Origin of the sequence: Pedobacter chitinilyticus, assembly GCF_003313385.1 — a bacterium.
GTDB lineage: Bacteria > Bacteroidota > Bacteroidia > Sphingobacteriales > Sphingobacteriaceae > Pedobacter > Pedobacter chitinilyticus.
The window spans coordinates 44,164-61,022 of sequence record NZ_QMHN01000003.1; the positions used below are offsets into that span (position 1 = coordinate 44,164).

Annotated in this window: 16 protein-coding genes; 4 read left to right on the forward strand and 12 right to left on the reverse strand. The window is 38.1% G+C overall.

Going from position 1 to position 16,859, the window contains the following annotated elements:
- Window positions 1-25 precede the first annotated feature (25 nt).
- Window positions 26-1,072: a 3-oxoacyl-ACP synthase III family protein gene (locus DUT70_RS10350; RefSeq protein WP_113647263.1), complete on the reverse strand. Its 1,047-nt coding sequence runs from the start codon at window positions 1,070-1,072 to the stop codon at window positions 26-28.
- A gap of 155 nt (window positions 1,073-1,227) precedes the next feature.
- Here DUT70_RS10350 and DUT70_RS10355 point away from each other — a divergent pair, with 155 nt between their 5' ends.
- A complete protein-coding gene (locus tag DUT70_RS10355; protein WP_113647264.1) occupies window positions 1,228-1,509 on the forward strand; it encodes an ATP-dependent Clp protease adaptor ClpS in 282 nt (93 codons plus the stop codon).
- On the opposite strand, the gene DUT70_RS10360 is transcribed toward DUT70_RS10355, so the two are convergent.
- Complete coding sequence (locus DUT70_RS10360) at window positions 1,496-1,972, reverse strand: nuclear transport factor 2 family protein (RefSeq protein WP_113647265.1); 477 nt, start codon at window positions 1,970-1,972, stop codon at window positions 1,496-1,498. The genes DUT70_RS10355 and DUT70_RS10360 overlap by 14 nt on opposite strands.
- Before the next feature lie 112 nt (window positions 1,973-2,084).
- Here DUT70_RS10360 and DUT70_RS10365 point away from each other — a divergent pair, with 112 nt between their 5' ends.
- Both DUT70_RS10365 and DUT70_RS10370 read left to right on the forward strand, forming a co-directional pair.
- On the forward strand, window positions 2,085-2,501 hold the full coding sequence (locus DUT70_RS10365; RefSeq protein WP_113647266.1) for an OsmC family peroxiredoxin: 417 nt from the start codon (window positions 2,085-2,087) through the stop codon (window positions 2,499-2,501).
- A 184-nt stretch (window positions 2,502-2,685) separates the two neighbouring features.
- Window positions 2,686-3,993, forward strand: a complete 1,308-nt coding sequence (locus DUT70_RS10370; RefSeq protein WP_113647267.1) for a DUF3887 domain-containing protein — start codon at window positions 2,686-2,688, stop codon at window positions 3,991-3,993.
- 2 nt (window positions 3,994-3,995) lie between these two features.
- Here the strand turns inward: DUT70_RS10370 and DUT70_RS10375 are convergent, their stop codons facing one another.
- The 3 genes from DUT70_RS10375 to DUT70_RS10385 are packed head-to-tail and all read right to left on the reverse strand — an operon-like array spanning window position 3,996 to window position 7,014.
- A complete protein-coding gene (locus DUT70_RS10375) occupies window positions 3,996-4,727 on the reverse strand; it encodes a glycosyltransferase family 32 protein (protein WP_113647268.1) in 732 nt (243 codons plus the stop codon).
- Window positions 4,728-4,756: 29 nt separating this feature from the next.
- Window positions 4,757-5,491, reverse strand: a complete 735-nt coding sequence (locus DUT70_RS10380) for a glycosyltransferase family 32 protein (protein WP_113647269.1) — start codon at window positions 5,489-5,491, stop codon at window positions 4,757-4,759.
- A complete protein-coding gene (locus tag DUT70_RS10385) occupies window positions 5,488-7,014 on the reverse strand; it encodes a lipopolysaccharide biosynthesis protein (RefSeq protein WP_113647270.1) in 1,527 nt (508 codons plus the stop codon). Before DUT70_RS10385 ends, DUT70_RS10380 begins: the two co-directional genes overlap by 4 nt.
- Before the next feature lie 116 nt (window positions 7,015-7,130).
- Between DUT70_RS10385 and DUT70_RS10390 the strand changes: the two genes are divergently transcribed.
- A complete protein-coding gene (locus DUT70_RS10390; RefSeq protein ID WP_162926603.1) occupies window positions 7,131-7,880 on the forward strand; it encodes a glycosyltransferase family 2 protein in 750 nt (249 codons plus the stop codon).
- Between the two features lie 175 nt (window positions 7,881-8,055).
- Here the strand turns inward: DUT70_RS10390 and DUT70_RS10395 are convergent, their stop codons facing one another.
- The 7 genes from DUT70_RS10395 to DUT70_RS10425 all read right to left on the reverse strand — a co-directional run bounded on the left by DUT70_RS10395 (window position 8,056) and on the right by DUT70_RS10425 (window position 16,853).
- Window positions 8,056-8,970, reverse strand: coding sequence for a glycosyltransferase family 2 protein (locus DUT70_RS10395; protein WP_113647272.1), 915 nt, complete (start codon window positions 8,968-8,970; stop codon window positions 8,056-8,058).
- A gap of 4 nt (window positions 8,971-8,974) precedes the next feature.
- Window positions 8,975-10,171 carry a glycosyltransferase gene (locus DUT70_RS10400; protein WP_113647273.1) on the reverse strand — a complete coding sequence of 399 codons (1,197 nt, stop codon included), beginning with the start codon at window positions 10,169-10,171 and terminating at the stop codon, window positions 8,975-8,977.
- Window positions 10,172-10,281: 110 nt separating this feature from the next.
- A complete protein-coding gene (locus DUT70_RS10405) occupies window positions 10,282-11,481 on the reverse strand; it encodes a glycosyltransferase (RefSeq protein WP_113647274.1) in 1,200 nt (399 codons plus the stop codon).
- Window positions 11,465-12,919 carry an O-antigen ligase family protein gene (locus DUT70_RS10410; RefSeq protein WP_113647275.1) on the reverse strand — a complete coding sequence of 485 codons (1,455 nt, stop codon included), beginning with the start codon at window positions 12,917-12,919 and terminating at the stop codon, window positions 11,465-11,467. The genes DUT70_RS10405 and DUT70_RS10410 overlap by 17 nt, the downstream gene beginning before the upstream one ends.
- 8 nt (window positions 12,920-12,927) lie before the next feature.
- Window positions 12,928-15,078, reverse strand: a complete 2,151-nt coding sequence (locus tag DUT70_RS10415) for a GumC domain-containing protein (RefSeq protein WP_113647276.1) — start codon at window positions 15,076-15,078, stop codon at window positions 12,928-12,930.
- Between the two features lie 6 nt (window positions 15,079-15,084).
- Complete coding sequence (locus tag DUT70_RS10420; protein WP_113647277.1) at window positions 15,085-15,765, reverse strand: TolC family protein; 681 nt, start codon at window positions 15,763-15,765, stop codon at window positions 15,085-15,087.
- A gap of 11 nt (window positions 15,766-15,776) precedes the next feature.
- Window positions 15,777-16,853 carry a sugar transferase gene (locus DUT70_RS10425; protein ID WP_240432080.1) on the reverse strand — a complete coding sequence of 359 codons (1,077 nt, stop codon included), beginning with the start codon at window positions 16,851-16,853 and terminating at the stop codon, window positions 15,777-15,779.
- Window positions 16,854-16,859: the final 6 nt, after the last annotated feature.

Below are 16,859 nucleotides of genomic sequence, written 5' to 3' on the forward strand. Positions count from 1 at the left end.
AGAAGTGGATTTTTATTGCTTATTGTTACCATTTAATTAATGCGCTTGCCCAAGTAAATCCTGAGCCAAATGCCGCTAAGCATATCAAATCTCCGTCTTTAACTTTACCTGCTTCCCATGCCTCGCTCAATGCGATAGGCACAGATGCCGCAGTGGTGTTGCCATATTTTTGAATGTTGTTAAACACTTTATCATCAGCCAAGCCCAACAATTGTTGCACGTATTGACTGATGCGCAAATTAGCCTGATGCGGCACCAATAAATCAATATCTTTTGCGGTATAATCGTTAGCCGCTAAAGCTTCGTTAATCACTTCTGGAAACTTCACTACAGCCTTTTTAAATACCACTGGACCATCCATATAAGGCAAAGCTGCACCGCTTTCCAATTGTTCAGTAGTCATAAACAAACCGCCAAGTTCCTTTTCTGGGAAAGCAGGTTTATCCTTCAGCCATTTATTGGCGTGAGCACCGGGATAATGCATGGCCAAAATCTCAGCATCGGCGCCATCACTATGCAAATGCGTACTTAAAATTCCCTGTCCTTCCTTCTCGGAACGTTGTAACACCGCAGCTCCAGCACCATCTCCAAAAATCACGGATACATTTCTGCTTCGGGTTTCAAAATCCATGGCGAAAGAGTGCTTTTCACTACCTACCACCAAAATATTTTTGTACATCCCAGTTTTAATAAACTGATCGGCAACAGAAAGTGCATACACAAAACCCGAGCATTGGTTCCTGATATCCAAGGCACCTACTTCCTTCATCTTCATTTCACGCTGCAACAATACACCACAACCTGGAAAATAATAATCAGGACTAAGTGTGGCAAAAATAATAAAGTCTATATCGTCCTTTGTTACGCCCGCTCTTTCCATGGCCACTTTAGCCGCTTCAATACCCATGGTAGTGGTGGTTTCTTCGAACCTTTCGGCAAAACGACGTTCTTTAATACCAGTACGCTCTTGGATCCACTCATCACTGGTTTCCATAAACCTCGACAAATCGTTATTGGTATACACGTTTTTTGGCACATAGTGACCTATGCCAGCAATTTTTGTCCTATACATATTAGGTGGTTTGATCAACAAAGATAGGTTAATTTACGATTTTAGATCGACTAATGACTATTGTCCCGAACAAAGAAATTGGCGCAACATGATGTTTTCTAATCAAATCGTAAATCTAAAATCGTTATTCGTAAATCTATTTGTATTTTTGTAACATGTCAACACAAACTCAGGAAGAAACCTTCACCCTTGAGGAGATTTTAACTTCGTTGAAAACGATACACCGTTTAATTCTGTGGAATGACGATGTAAATACCTTTGATCATGTGATTTGGTGCATGATGCGCTACCTCGACTACAATGAAACGCAAGCTGAAAAAATAGCGTGGAAAGTACATAACGAAGGTAAATGCGCTGTTTTGGAAGGCTCTTTTACCGAGATGGAAGTGTACCGAAAAATCTTACAACAAGAGGGTTTAACAGTTACTGTTGATTAAGTTTCTGCATATAATCATCCAATTTCTTCTTTGCTGTTTGACGAACTTTCTCCTTAAAAACGTTTGTCCATCCTAGCAATAGTCCACCACTACCAAAAGCCTGTCTGGCCCATTTGTAAAAATTAAAGGTATCCGTGTGTCTAATGATTTTGCCATCTTTAATCTCAAATTCAGCATCAATTTTATTGACCACCTTTTTACCTGTAGCGGTAAATGTATAATGGGCTTCCCAATAAGCGGTCACTTTATCGCCATCTTCTTTCACCTTGCCAAAACTCAGCTTCATATCTTCACTACGCGATAACAACATTTGCCACATGGCCCTTACCTCTTGGGCATCAAGATTGATGAAAACAGCATCATTAAAAATAGCTTGGTCATCATAGCTGTTTTGCATGGTCTTCACATCTTTTTGTTGGAATGCTGTATAAAACTGATGGATAAGGGCTTCGTTTGGGGTCATGATTGATTGAGTTAAACAAATAAAGTTAAATTTATGAAAACAATTAACCTGTGTACAACATTAATTTGATGTATAGCACTTATCTTAGTATAAGCCATAAAATTTAAAACAGATGAAAAGACACGCAACCGCCGTATGGAACGGTACAGGTAAAGATGGAAAAGGTACTTTAACTACCCAAAGCACTACTTTACAAGACACTCAATATTCATTTAAAAGCCGCTTTGAAGAAGGCACAGGAACCAACCCTGAAGAATTAGTTGCTGCTGCGCATGCAGGATGTTTCAGCATGAAACTAAGTTTCAACATTTCGGCAGAAAACATTACGCCAGAAAGTATTGAAACTAAAGCTACCGTAAACCTTAATCCTGAAAAAGGAGCGATTGACAATATCCATTTGGTAGTAAAAGTAAAAGCCGAAGGATTATCCAAAGAAAAATTTGATGAATTGGTAGCGGATGCCAAAGCAAATTGCCCCATTTCGAAATTATTAAACACTGATATTACCTTAGAGTCTGAGCTATTATAAGCGACTAAACTCTCACAATTTTTAGCCACAGATTCACAGATATTTTAAATTCTAACATCATACAAGACATGTTCTGTGCATCTGTGGCAAAATAGTTCTTCTTCTAACTAAAAACTACGTTGACTTTTTGCAAAAAATAGTACATTTGGCTTTATAGCATACTATTAAATTTCATAAGTTACTAATGAAGAAGATTTTTTTACTATTTGTTTTAGCTGCATTTTCACTAAATAGCTTTTCACAAAATGTATTTAGCCTATTTGGCAAGGCCAATTCCTTTTTTGATTTATTTGCGGCAGGCAAATTTGAAGAAGCTCATGGTTATTTCTCAGAAGAGGGAAAAACAAAAGTTAGCGCAGAAAATCTAAAACAATTTTGGACTGCATTAGAGAAAAGACTTGGAAAAGTTAAAGCAATAGATGCTACTGGCAGCAAAAATCAAGGAGAGTTTTATGCCGTTACCGTAAGTGGAGAGTTCGAATATGACTCACAGGACTTTGTACTGGTTTTTGATAAATCAGAGAAGCTAGTGGGCATGCATCTACCTCCAAAAGCAATTACTTATAGAGCTCCTGGTTATGCGGATTCTACGTTATACAAGGAAAAATCAACTTATATTCAAACTCCAGGACATCAGCTAGCGGCGGTGATTACCGTTCCTAAAGATGGCAACAGTTTCCCAGTAGTTGTATTGGTACATGGTTCGGGCCCTAGTGATATGGATGAAACTATTGGCCCCAACAAACCATTTAAGGATATTGCAGCAGGCTTAGCAGCTAATGGAATCGCTTCGGTTCGTTATGTAAAAAGAACCTTGCTTTACCCAGCTGAGTTTGGTAAAGCATTCACCGTAAAAGAAGAAGTGCTAGATGACGCCTTACAAGCGATCGCATTGGCAAAAACCATTGAAGGAGCCGATCTTAAAAACATTTACGTACTTGGTCATAGTTTAGGCGGAATGCTTGCCCCTCGTATTGCCACACTGGCACCAGATATTAGAGGTATTATTTTGGCCGCTGCTCCTGCACGTAAATTTACCGACTTGATTATTGATCAAAACAAATACTTGGTATCACAAAGTAAAGATACGACAGGTACGATGCAAAAATCACTTGCAGAGGCCATTACTGAAATAGAAAAAACCAGATTTACCAAGCTTGGCAAAATGAAGCCCGATTCTCTTGTTTTGGGCTTACCAGCAAGCTATTGGGTTGACTTAAACAACTACAACCAAGTTGAAACAGCTAAAACCTTAAAACAACGCATTTTCGTTATTCAAGGTGGTTATGATTTTCAAGTTCCAGAAACCGATTACCTTTTATGGAAGGATGCCTTGGCTGGTTACAGAAATGTGGAGTTCAAATTATATCCCGACTTTAACCACTTATTTAGCCAACAAGAGGAAAAAGGAAATGCGCTGCAATACCAAAAACCTGCCAATGTAGAACAGCGGGTAATTGAAGATCTCTCGAATTGGGTAAAAGCGCTTTAGTATTATTTACGAGATTTGATTTTTCGATACTTTTCGGACCAACGTTCAGCAGTTCTTTTTCCTAAAAGCCAATTGGCAATTTTACCTAATAAAGTATAATTGCGATCAATCCAAGAGCCTGCAAAATGATGGATGCAATAGGTATTTGGCGTGATGTTCATTTTTAAGGTCTTCCAACTTTTAGGATAGAAATACTCGCTTGGGTAAATGGTACAATAACCTTCTACTTTTTGATAGGTATTGTTAGGTAGCACCCCTTTCTCTTTAGCCAGAAAGCTCGTAATCATTTCAGTAATGGGATTTACGTCTAAGCTTCCATCCGACTTGTAAAAGCTTTTATCGTTGTAAAAAGAAAGCAAGCTACTGATCCATTCTCCATTTTTCACGCTGCCAATTACGCCTGCCGAAACTAATTGGTCTTCAAATGCGGTAAAGGCAATATCGTCTAAAAACTGATCTGGCAAAGGCTTGATAAATTCTACGTCTGTATCTAAATAAAGACCGCCCATTTCCTTGAGCACATATAAACGGCAAACATCAGCCACAAAAGCAAATTTTCTTGCTTTGTAGGCATCAACAGCATATTGGTATTTATTAAAATCAAAGTTGTCTTCATTCCAAAGCATGATTTCATACTCTGGCAAATATGTTTTCCAAGAATCGAGGCATTTAAGCGCTAATTCTGGCATTTCTCCTCTTCCAAACCAACAATAGTGAATAATCTTAGGTATCATGAGCTTAATTTACTATTTATAGACCTTATTTACTTAGCGTTTTTATTGCCACGATACTTCTCCGCCCAAGCATTTGCAATTCTTTTACCTAACAAAAAATTAGCCAGTTTACCTAAAAAGCTCTGTTTGGTATGCAGCCAAGAACCCGCAAAATGGTGAATACAATAGGTATTTTTTGTTTGTTTTATCTTTAAAGTCTTCCAGCTTTTAGGGCAAAAATAATCACTCGGATAAATCACACAATAGTGTGCTATTTCCTGAAAAGTATTATTGATTTTGATTCCCTTTTTATCTCTCATAAAGGCGGTGATAATTTCTGTATTGGGGTTCACATCAAAACTACCGTCTTTCAAATAAAAGCTTCTATTTTCGTAATGGGGCAACAGGTCATTAATCCATTTGCCATTTTTTTCGCTGCCCATAATTGCCGACGATAACAGTAGATTATCTTCAAAACCAGTGAAGGCTTTTTTGCTAAGCATCTCTTCATCCAATGGCCTTAAAAACTGAACATCGGTATCCATGTAGATTCCTCCCATCTCCTTCAGCGCATACAACCTGCACACATCCGACACAAAGGCAAACTTTCTTTCTTTGTAAGCTTCTGCCGAAAAGCGGAAGCTATTTACATCGAAATTATCTTCATTCCAAACTTTAATTTCAAAGTCAGGAAGAAACTTTCTCCAAGACTCTAAACAGTTTAACGCAAGCTCTGGCATCTCGCCCCTGCCAAACCAGCAATAATGTATAATCTTGGGTATCATAAATTTACTTTTTGTCTCAATTTCCTAAAAATATCAGCCCTAGTTGTACTGTTAAATCTCATAAACAAAGTAACTATCAACAAAATTGCGCCTAAAATTAAACTGTTAATGATAAACATTGGCCAAGTGTTAACCATAAATAAGTTTAATTGTTTCCATCCATAACTGATCCCAACCAATACCGAGAAACCAGCAAGTCCTTTGATAATTTTAAAGAAAAAATACCACCTGCTTTCTTGTAAGCAATAGGCGGCATACAAAGGAGTAAAGGTTAGATGACTTATTACACCACTAATGAGCGCTCCAACGGGAATAGAATAAACTCCCAAAGAACTGTATTTACAAAGAACAATCACCAGTACAAAGTTAAAAATGGAGACAAAAATGCCCCAAAAAGAAGCTATCCTTAACTTATTTGTAATCACAAAAACGTGATAAACCGTCTCTACAGTACCATGTACAATAAAAGGCACTAAGGTAATGACCGATAAAATATGTAACGCATGGGCGTCCTGCGTAGGCAACCAAAGTTTAAAGAACACTTCGCCATATACGAAAAACACGGATAGCGGTAATAAAACCACCACGAAAATAGCCTTAAATGAAAGATCTAAGGTTTTTTTCAACCTATTCATGTCGTTATTGGCATAAGCCTTTAGCATCTCTGGCAAAAATATAGGCACAATAATTCCTAAAAGGATGTAAATGGCATTGGGGATGAACTTCGTCAGTGATAGAAAGCCCATGCCAGACGCTCCGAAAAAATGGTTGGCAATCAATAAATCTAATTGTGTATTGACCACATTGGCCATGGCCATGATAGAATTCCAGATTCCAGAACCCACAATAACGTATAGCGCAGTTTTAGAGAAAAAAGACCAGCTTATCTGTACTTCGGGAAGTAGTTTTTTGGTCAGCCGATAATTGGCAACAAGCATATAAAATGCGGTTACGGCAGTAACTACACCTAAAAAGTAAATCCTAGGCGTAAAGAAATAGAACAACAAGATAATTGCTCCCAATTTCAACACATTAGAAATAATATTGATGAATGCCAGTTTATCAAAGCGGTTTAGCGCAAAAGCCGTAACCTGAAAAACAGCGGAAGAAACGTTGATGACTAAACTGAGGAAGATAAAAATGAACAACAGTCGTACATCATGAATCAGAGCGGTTGGAATATCCAATACCTGATCTATAAACAGACAAAATATGGCACTTACCAGAACGAAGCCCAGCGAGATGAGAATATTACCAAACAGAACTGAATTGAAATAAGTATTTGCTTCCTTAATGTCCTTTTTCTCCAAGCTGATAGTGATATATCGGCTAGACATGGAGTTTAGCGCCGTAGTGATAATCCCAGCGTACATCACAAAATTGTTCGACAAGGGGAAGAAACCGTAAGCTTCCTTTCCCAAATGCTCTACAATGTAAGGCGTTAGGAAAAACGAAATACCAACGCCCGAGAGTGCACTGAAAAAATTTGAAACTAGGTTAACTACGAAACGTCTTTTATCCATACCCGAAAACAGCTTTGCTAAAGTAATCGTTTTATGTTTAAACTTTAACTCGTTTTAAGAGAAAATGTGTTTATTTTGTTAATGATTTTGTTTTGTAGCACTTAATTTATTTTCGCTTGGAACCACTTGTATCCATCATTACGCCCTGTTATAATTCTGCCGATTTTATTGTTCCTACAATTCAGTCTGTATTGGAACAAAGTTACCAAAACTGGGAGCTCATTGTGATTGATGATTGTTCGAAAGATGATACTTGCAAAATAGTAGAAGGTTTTGTACAACAACACAGCAATATCAAGCTGGTTAGATTACCTCAAAATGGTGGTGTTGCCAATGCCCGTAACGTAGGTTTGGAGCATACTAATGGTAAATATGTAGCCTTTTTAGATAGCGATGATATTTGGTTAAAAGACAAGCTGACACAGCAAGTGGCTTACATGGAAGATAAAAACCTAACCATGACTTTCTGTGCCTACCATAGAATCGACGAGGAAGGAAAAATCATTTCTGCAAAAATAGAAGCGCCCTACAGCGTTAATTACAGACAGTTATTGTCTCACAATGTGATTATCTTTTCTACTTCTCTTACACTAAGAAGTGCCATTGGCGACTTAAAATTTAAAAAAGCAGGTCATGAGGATTGGATATTTTGGCTAGACTTATTCAAAAAATCGGTCACTGGATATGGTATTAATGATGCCTTAGTGTGGTACAGAATTAGAAAAGGTTCCGTATCGGCCAACAAGTTAAAAGTAATTGGCTACACTTGGAAAATACTAAGAGAAAGTGAAAAATTAGGGCTATTTGAATCGATGTACCTGTTCACAAAATATGCTTTTGCTACGGTTTGGAAACGGTTGAGGTAGTGATTCCTGTGTTTTATTTCTTCTCATGATAGTAGCAAATGATACTATCAAAAATTAAAACTTTTAAAAATTTGATGTTCGATAGTAACCATACAAATGAGTTAGTTAGCTTTTTTAGCATAGTCTATATCACCGTTATCCCGCACATACGGGGTTACGAGTTTGCAAAGGCAACCTACTTAATCTCATACCCCAAATTCCTACTGTTTTTGCTGTGGGTATAGTTCCACCATAAACCTTTGAAGGTCCATTTGGCTAGCTGTGGCTGCTTATTGAGCATGAATTTAAGAATCGCCTTTGGACAGGCAATTAAAGAAAAATAAACAGCAAACAACATCGTGTTTACCAAGCTCGTATTCTTTCTGATGAACAACATCCTGTTACGGGTGTTGAAGTAGATTTTCAAAGGGCTTGCTTTGCCTACACTGATGGATTCTTTATGATAAACGTGAGTTTTCCCAGTAAACCAAATCTGTTTACCAATCCGCTTAAACTTCTCGCACCAATCCAGCTCTTCGTAATACAGGAAGTAAGTTTCATCCATTAAGCCAGCCTTTAGTAAATCTGCTTTACGACATATTACCGCTGCACCATGACAAAAACCAGTTTGATAGGTTTGATCATTAAACTGTCCTTCATTTTTTTCGAACTGCCCAATGTAGGCGTTACGGGCTACAAGATAATTCATTGGCGTAAAGCCTGCATATTGCACTAAATCTTTTTGATCAAAATACAACAACAATGGAGATAGTAAACCAATGTTTTCGTTGGCTTCCAGTTCAGCCGTAAGTGTTTCAATGCATCCCTCTGGGATTTCTGTATCGTTATTCAACAGGAAAATATAATCGCCTTTGGCTTGTTTAATGCCCAGATTATTGCCTCCCGCAAATCCTAAATTTTCTTTAGACTGAATGTAAGTGGTATTCCCAAAATAGGGCGTAAAAGTAGCTTCGTTATTTTCATTAGCACCATTGTCCACAATAATGATTTCCACTTCAGAAGGGCTATACCATTTTGATACAGATTTCAATAAATCTATGGTCACCGCTGCTTGATGAAAATTAACGGTAATGATGGTGGTTAATGACATATTATTATTCTACAGTTTGAATTGCCTTGTAAATCTCTTCTGCATTTTTCTCCCAAGTGTGGGTCTTTGCAAAGGCAATGCGTTCGTTAGCTAAAGTTTCTGAATTTTCAGCCAACGCTTTTTCCGCCAGTGACACATACTCTTCCTTGGTTTCGGCAAGATAAACATAGTCCGCAAAAATACCTACCGCTTCGGTTCTAGTGGCAAGGGTTGGTTTACCCATCGCTAAATATTCATCTATCTTACGCGGATAATTGCCAATCGTCAATGGATTTAGGGCTTGAGGATTTAGGCAAACATCAAAACCTTTAATATAAGCAGGCAAAGTCTCGGGTTTTTGAGGGCCAAGGAAGTGTACATTTTCCATTTCGTGCAACTTGCTATTTTTGAAGTCATCGTCTTCTGGTCCTATCAAAACAATACTCCATGCTGGCTTTTGCTGTGCCAAGTGTAACAGAATATGCTCATCAAGTCGTATAGCTAACAAAGCACCTACATAACCTAAAATTGGTTTTTTAATCGCATTAAGGCTCTCTGGCACTTTAACACTATCGTCGTTTTTAAAGAGTTCAAAATCACAGCCCTGCCCAACGTAAAAAGAATTTGGATTATACTGTTTGCAATAGTTAGCCAAATAAACCGAATTGGCTACGCATAAGTTACTTTTCTTAATCAGTTCTGGTTCTAAATGCTTTCCATGTTTACCCCAATAAGGTGTGGCCAACAGGTTATCACGAGAGTAATAAATGCTCGTGCTAGGATTTAAAAGCTCTTTCAAATGATAGCTCCTAAACATATCGCTATCGTTAAAAAGGATAAAATCTTTGAAATTTAGCTGTTTTATTGCCTTTTTAACCGATTTGGCAAATCGCTTATTATTGATTTTATTGAAGATCCTGAACAATGCTGTAGGCTTCATCCAGTTAATGGATTCGTTAATCACATCGGGATAGTATACCCAAAAATTAGGTCCTATCTGCTCCAGTCCCTCTTCTTGTCCCTTGATCACCCGCATGCGTTTTTTTACGCCCTCGGTATGGCTTTGCTGAAATTTTGTACGGCGATCTAAAGGTGCATTGATGTATAGTACTCGGTTATGTTTACTGAATTCTAAAGCTAAATCTTTGCAGTTACTCCCAATTGGGGTGTCCCAGGGTTGTTGACCAACCACAATAAAATCTCTATTTTCAATTATCGCCATTTCACTACGAATTATTACTGTTTGCTCTTCTATACGCCCCTAATCCTCTGATAAATCCGAGGACTCCAAAAATGATCGCAGGAATGGCAAGTATTTCTAAAGGCATATCATTAAGCTTCTTTTTCTTCTACTGGTTTATGATGATGAGGCGTCACCATAAATGATTTTTTGGCCTTGCCTATGCTGAAAAGTGCGATTACCATACCCAGCATTGCTCTAGGAATCTGGAACAAGGAAATATATAAACGTTTATCCGTATAAAACCTTCTCGGGATTGAAATCACTAAAGTAAGACAAAGGCTGAGGAATAAACCTACCCAAAACTGGGTTGCTGGTCCAAAAGGATTAAAAAATGCCTGTATCGACATGATGAAAAGAAACGCCAAAAGCAGCATCCGCGGTGCCAAAAAAGTCTGTAAACTTTTGTTGAAGAACTCCAAATTGCCTTCAAATAATTGCACAAAACCTTCAAAAGCATATTTCTTTAAGAACTCTACTTGCGAAGCGATCCAACGGGTACGCTGTTTGGTAAATACTTTGGCATTTTCTATTTTCTCATCGTAAACATAAACATCGTTCAAATATGCCACTTCCACTTTATCCTTGGCAATCATAAAATCCAATTGCTTATCCTCTCCCACGGTTTCACCAATGTTGTTTAATAGATGTCTGAAGTACTCAAAATCAAAAGCAATTCCAGACCCAATGAGTGCTGCGGATAAACCTACCACCGCATGGCCTTTGCGAAAAAGATGATTGTTTACCTCTTCGTTGCAAGCATCCAAAAATGCAAAGCTGCTATCCATGTTTTTAGCGACACGATGCGCTTGTACCACTTTGTTTCCTCTTTCAAAAGCGCCGTTAATATACAGCAAACACTCGTCGCTCATCACATTGTCTACATCCAATACTACAGCAATATCAAATCCTTCTTGCTCCAATTGGTTCATGGCAAACTGCATCGCCTTGCCTTTGGTGCTTTTCTCAAAAAACACTTCAATTACGGTTGCTCCCAGCTCTTTCAGATGAACAATGGTTTCTGGCTGCAAGCCATCAGCAATCACCACCACTTTAAAAGTTCCTGGATATTGATGTTTTAATGCTGTTTTTACACTTTCTACAATCACCGCATTTTCCTGATAGGTAGGAAACAACACGGCGATTTTCCGATATGCATTGGCCTCTTTCTTTGATTTGGGCAAGTTGAATAACCCTACCAGCGCAAAAAAAGCCAAGTAGCAGCAATTGAGCAGCAAATAAATACCCAAAACCCAAAACAAAATATCTATCAAGCTATAAATCATCTCCATCGGCTTTTATTTTCGCTTTTTCATCTAACCAGGGTGAAATGAATACAAATGACCACGACATAAACATAATTACAGATGAGGGTAAACCATTCATGACTTCGTTACCGTAGCTACAAATAAAGCAGCCCACCGTTCCCGAAGTTAAAGCAATCATCTTCGCTTTCAGTTTGGGGTCTTTTAAATTCCAAACAATACCACTGCATTTGCCAATGATATAGGAATTGATCCCGAACCAAATGAGCAAACCAATAATGCCATACATTACCCAAACTTTTACCCAATAACTATCGGGTTGTATGTTGGCAATGGGCTTATCTGCATTATACGTGGTTCCATTCATGCCGCTCATGCCCAAACCTGCCCCAAAAGGTTCATCCCTTAATAGGAATTTGAGCTTCTTCTGATTCTCGACCCTTACGTTAAAAGAAGCATCCTTAGGGTCTAGGGCACTACGTAAACGCCTCACCTGAAAAATTTCGTCTCCAATTTTGGTGTATTTTAGTACCCCCAAGCCACCAAGTGCAAACACACTTCCAACAATGAGCATTTTAAAGTTTTTACTTAAAAACAGTGCATAAGCCAAACCTGATACCAAGGCAAACAAAGCGCCGCGGGTACCCGAAATAGCCATCCCATATAACATTATCAAAGCAATTGCTCCAAAAATCAATCTCTTTGTGATGGAGAATGGCCCCATAGCAAGCACCATTGCAATAACCGCCATGATGGCCTGCGATGCGCCAAATTGACCTGCATCCGAATAAATGGAAAAGGCCCGCAGCTTACCACCCAAAATATGGGTAACGTTATTTCCGGCATCTAACCACTGCCGCTCGCCGCCAGTCAAACCAATATACAACTGTTTAACACCATATAAGGTAGCCAGGCAAGAGAAGAACAGAATAAAAGCAATGAACCGATTTAAATCGGCCATTTGATTAAACAGCAGGAAAACAATTGGTGCTATCAACAACCAACTCAGTGCGGTAAACCTTAACTCGTTGAACCATCCTGTAAGGCTACCCCCGTAAGGATTGAGTACCTGTAGCAGACTTATGCCAAACCAAATGAGCGACAACATCACATGCTCGTTTTTCAAACTCTTCCAGTTGAACTTGTTCATGTTCACCAGAAGACTACCCCAAGTGAGCAATAAAATGGCATCCATGGCCAAACCTACAGGAATATTTAAAAAAGTTTTCACCACGAAGCCCAGCACAAAGCAATAGGCAAAATAAAAGATAAAAGCGATACGTGGATTATTGAACGAAGCAATCACGAAAGTTCCAGCAGCAGCCAAAGCCAACACTGCCAAAGGGCCTAAAAAACCATAGCGCTGGGTGGAGCCAGCAACCAGAATGGAGAGGCTCATGGCTACTAAAAAAAACAACAATTGCTTTTTATGATTGCCAATATGTATGTACAAATTTTTAAGCATCAACTTGCTTATTTTTGTTTCACACCATTAATCAACCAGCCAATAAATTTTTCGTCTTTATTTAAAAGCTTAATCGACTCTTTATCTTTTTCATTGATGGAATTTCCTGCCATAAAAGTGGCCAGATATTTCTCTGTAAACAAAATCCATTCTTTGATATCAGAAACACTGTTGACCGCATCCAAATAAACAATGATCATGTCAAACTCGTTTTTCAAGCTTTTAAAGATTTGCGTAATACTTGGATTGTCTTTATTTTCAAGCAGGGAAACACCTCCTAAATCACTATTCAAAAAGGTGATACGATTGTTTTTTTGCAAAGTTAGATTATCCAGTACAGTCTTCAGCGATTGATTGGTTGGAATATTCCATTTTTGTATTTCCGAAGCCATTTCTGCATCACCTATCAGCAAAATTTGCTTATCTAACCTAGCAAATGCGTAGGCCAAGCTTACCGCTGAAAAGATGGTGAATTTTTCGGGATGTAATCGGGTTAAGCCTAAAATTTTCTGATCGTTGGCTAAAGCTTTACTGATTTCGAATCGAGCCTCTCTCAATAAATTCTTGTAGGTCGCATGACCCTTGTCGTAAGCAGCATTCTTCCATATTTCATCAATATCGCGTTGCGAAGATTTGATATAGTTCAATTCTCCAATCACCCGCCCTTTGGTTGCCGTAGCCAACTGTTTTTTATTGTTGATGGAATTGTCAAGAACATGAATGATGAAAAGCACGCAAAAGCAAATCACAAAACTAGCAATAGCACTAAGTGCCATGAAAATAAGCTTTTTAGATGGTTCCGCTACCGTAGGTACACCTTCTTGCTCCAAGTGCAAACGCAAACCAATATTTTTATCCAAATTGGTTTGGTTGTAGCGATTTAACAGGTCGAGATATTCTTTGGTAGCCACGTCAGCATCACGTTCAAATTTCTGCACACCAGCATCAAAAGGCACCATGGTGGAGAATTTACCATTAAGCTTTGTCAATTCATCATCAATATCCTTGATACTTGCACGGGTTTTATCCAAATCAATTCCCAATGAAATGCGACGTTGTACTAAAGTTTGTTTCGCAATCACAGGATCTGCTACGTAGTTATCATTCGTTTTCACCAATTGCTGGTTTAACAGCTGCTGCAATGAATCCACTTTTTTCTTATCCGCAGCTTTAAAACCACCATCAATATAATCGTTATTGGCAATTTGTACTTTATTTCTTAGGGCAATTACTGCTTGGTTATCTGTAGATAGCTCAGCTCCCAAATATCGATCTAAAGAAGGATTGTTGAGCTTAGTGTTCAAGTTATTCAAGGCGGATTGCAGCGACTGCAGATCAATCAAAGCTTGAGACTTTTTATTCTCGTAGTCGATAATTTGCTGATAAACAATTTGCGACTGCTTATCGAGGTTCAGCACCTTATTTTTAATCTTGTAGTCTTTCAGTTGTTGCGTTTTTTCATTCATCACCGCTTCTTTTTTCTGAAGAAGTGAATCAAGCACCAAAATAGACTGGTTTTTATTGCTGATCAAATCGAGGCTGTAGTTATTGATAAAATCTCCAGAAAGGGTATTCACTACAAACACCGAAAGGAAAGTATTTTCCGAAGTATATTCTACCGTAATAAAGTCACTATTGTCTTCGTGGGTAATGGAAAGCTTTCTAGCTATGGAAGGCCCATCATATCCCATAGATTTCACGAGGTTATAAAATTTCACCTCGTAATTATCAAAAGGAGTAAGCACTTGCTTTTTTGCCAAACGTTCTTCAAATCCTCTAATGGCTTCCTGTCTTTCTGCATCGCTAAGCGCATTCACATCATCGCTTTGCGGTTTAAAAGGTTGACGAGGATTTTTTAAATCATGCAATATCAAACGGTAAGATAGAATGCTCATATTTTTGGGCATTACCATGATATCCATGATATTGGTAAACTGTTGGTTGATTTTAATTAAAAGATCGGGACCAGAATAATTAGGAACATCTGGAGCTACCTGACGCGAAGGATCTAATAAACCAGTAGAAAGTTTTGCTTGCGATTTATATTGTTTAGGCAGATTTTTAACAAATAGGTACGTGATAAAGAGGGTTATTGCTGGGATAGCGATAATCAGCGTTTTATATTTAGCAATAAGATTTAAAAACTCTTTAATATTCATACTCGCCTATTTCACCTCTTCCAATTTTTTTCCAATTAGTGCCTCTAATGAACTTTTTGCTTTTAGCATATTCAATTCGGCCTGTAATTTTTCTGAACTTGAGATTGAAGTTAGTGACTTAGCCTTAGTGTAAACATCCAAAGACACTTCTCCTTTTTCAAATTTATAACGAAGCCCATCACTAGATGTTTTGTTATCTATGTAGGCTTGGTTCTTTACTTTAAGGTCGCTTAACCATTGAAGATACTCAAAATATCTCTGTTTAACATCTGTTTCAAGTAGGATATCGTATTCTTTGGTTAAATAAGAAGCCGAATTATACTCTTCTCTGGCTTGCTTCACTAACGAAGGTGTACGAAAGAACAATCCTAAATTTAGGTAAACTCCAAACTGAAATCCATTGATGGAATAAGGATTGGTAGTATCTACAATGGCGGCATTATCTGGGCGATAGAAATAAGATACGTTCATCGATTCCAAATAACCAGCCTTGGCGGCACCTATTTTCGCCTTTGCACTTAATTCGCTAGCCCTGTACATCTTCCTTTTAGGATAATATTCTTTAGCCAGATCAATGTATTTCTGTAATAAAGGCGGATTAATTTGACTCGCAATATCATCTTGCGCTTTAACCTGAACGTTAATGGCGACAAAAAGTAGTAGAATAAAAAGCCTTTTTAAGGTCATAGGTGGTATTTTTACACCTTTTCCTTTTGAAAAAGAACAGGTACGGTCATTAAAATTATTTTCAAATCTAACCAAACCGAAAACTTTTTGTTGTAAAAATTATCCAACTTTTTTCGTTCACGGTCAGACATATCACTTTTTCCTCGTTTTATAATTTGCCAAAGTCCAGTAATTCCAGCAGGGCCAAGAAAGCGCATCGACCACTCATTGGTGGTTAACTGTTCGGCTTCATACAAAGGCAAAGGTCTATTTCCCACAATAGACATATCTCCTTTCACTACATTAAATAGCTGAGGGAGCTCATCAATACTGGAGTTTCTTAAAAAGTTGCCCAATTTTGTTACCCTTGGGTCGTTCTTCATCTTAAAAAACGCAGAATCGCCATACTGGTTTGCAGTGGTCGCTTTCAGGGCCTCCACTTCTTTATCTGCGTTGGCCCTCATTGACCTAAATTTATAAAAGTCAAATATCTTATACCCAGTCCCTACTCTTTTACTGGTGTAAAAAACAGGTCCTTTTGAATCTAATTTAATGAGAAGAGCGATGAGCACAAAGAAAGGACTTAACAAAATTAATGCAGTAACAGAAACCGTTAAATCCAAAAGTCGCTTTAAGAAAGGGGTTTTATATTGCTGCAGTGGTTGCTCAGGCAAGTGCTTAAGCTGCTCGTTGAGAATTTTATATGCCGACAGAAACTGTAAACGCAACTTTACATCAGCAAATGAAATATCGGGAGAATAGCAATCACTAATTCTTGTCTCAAAGGCTTTGGCGGTAAGCGCAGGATCTTTTTGTGTTAACAGGAAAATGGCCGTTAGATTTCTGCTGAGCCAATTTTTTCGTAATGAAGCCACTAATGCAAATGCTTCATCGGCAGTAGTTGGCTGTACTTCAATTAAAATATTTACATCAAGCTCGTATACAGTAAGTTTACTTACCATTTCGTACAAATGGCTAAAGCTGCTTGCTTTTTTCACTGTACTATTTATATTATCGAAAGTAGATACGATTTCTGAATCGTACTTGTTGGCGTAATAAATAATATTAACCCTAGATTGCGGCATGCCAAATGAGCTGGTTTCTTGCATTCGATT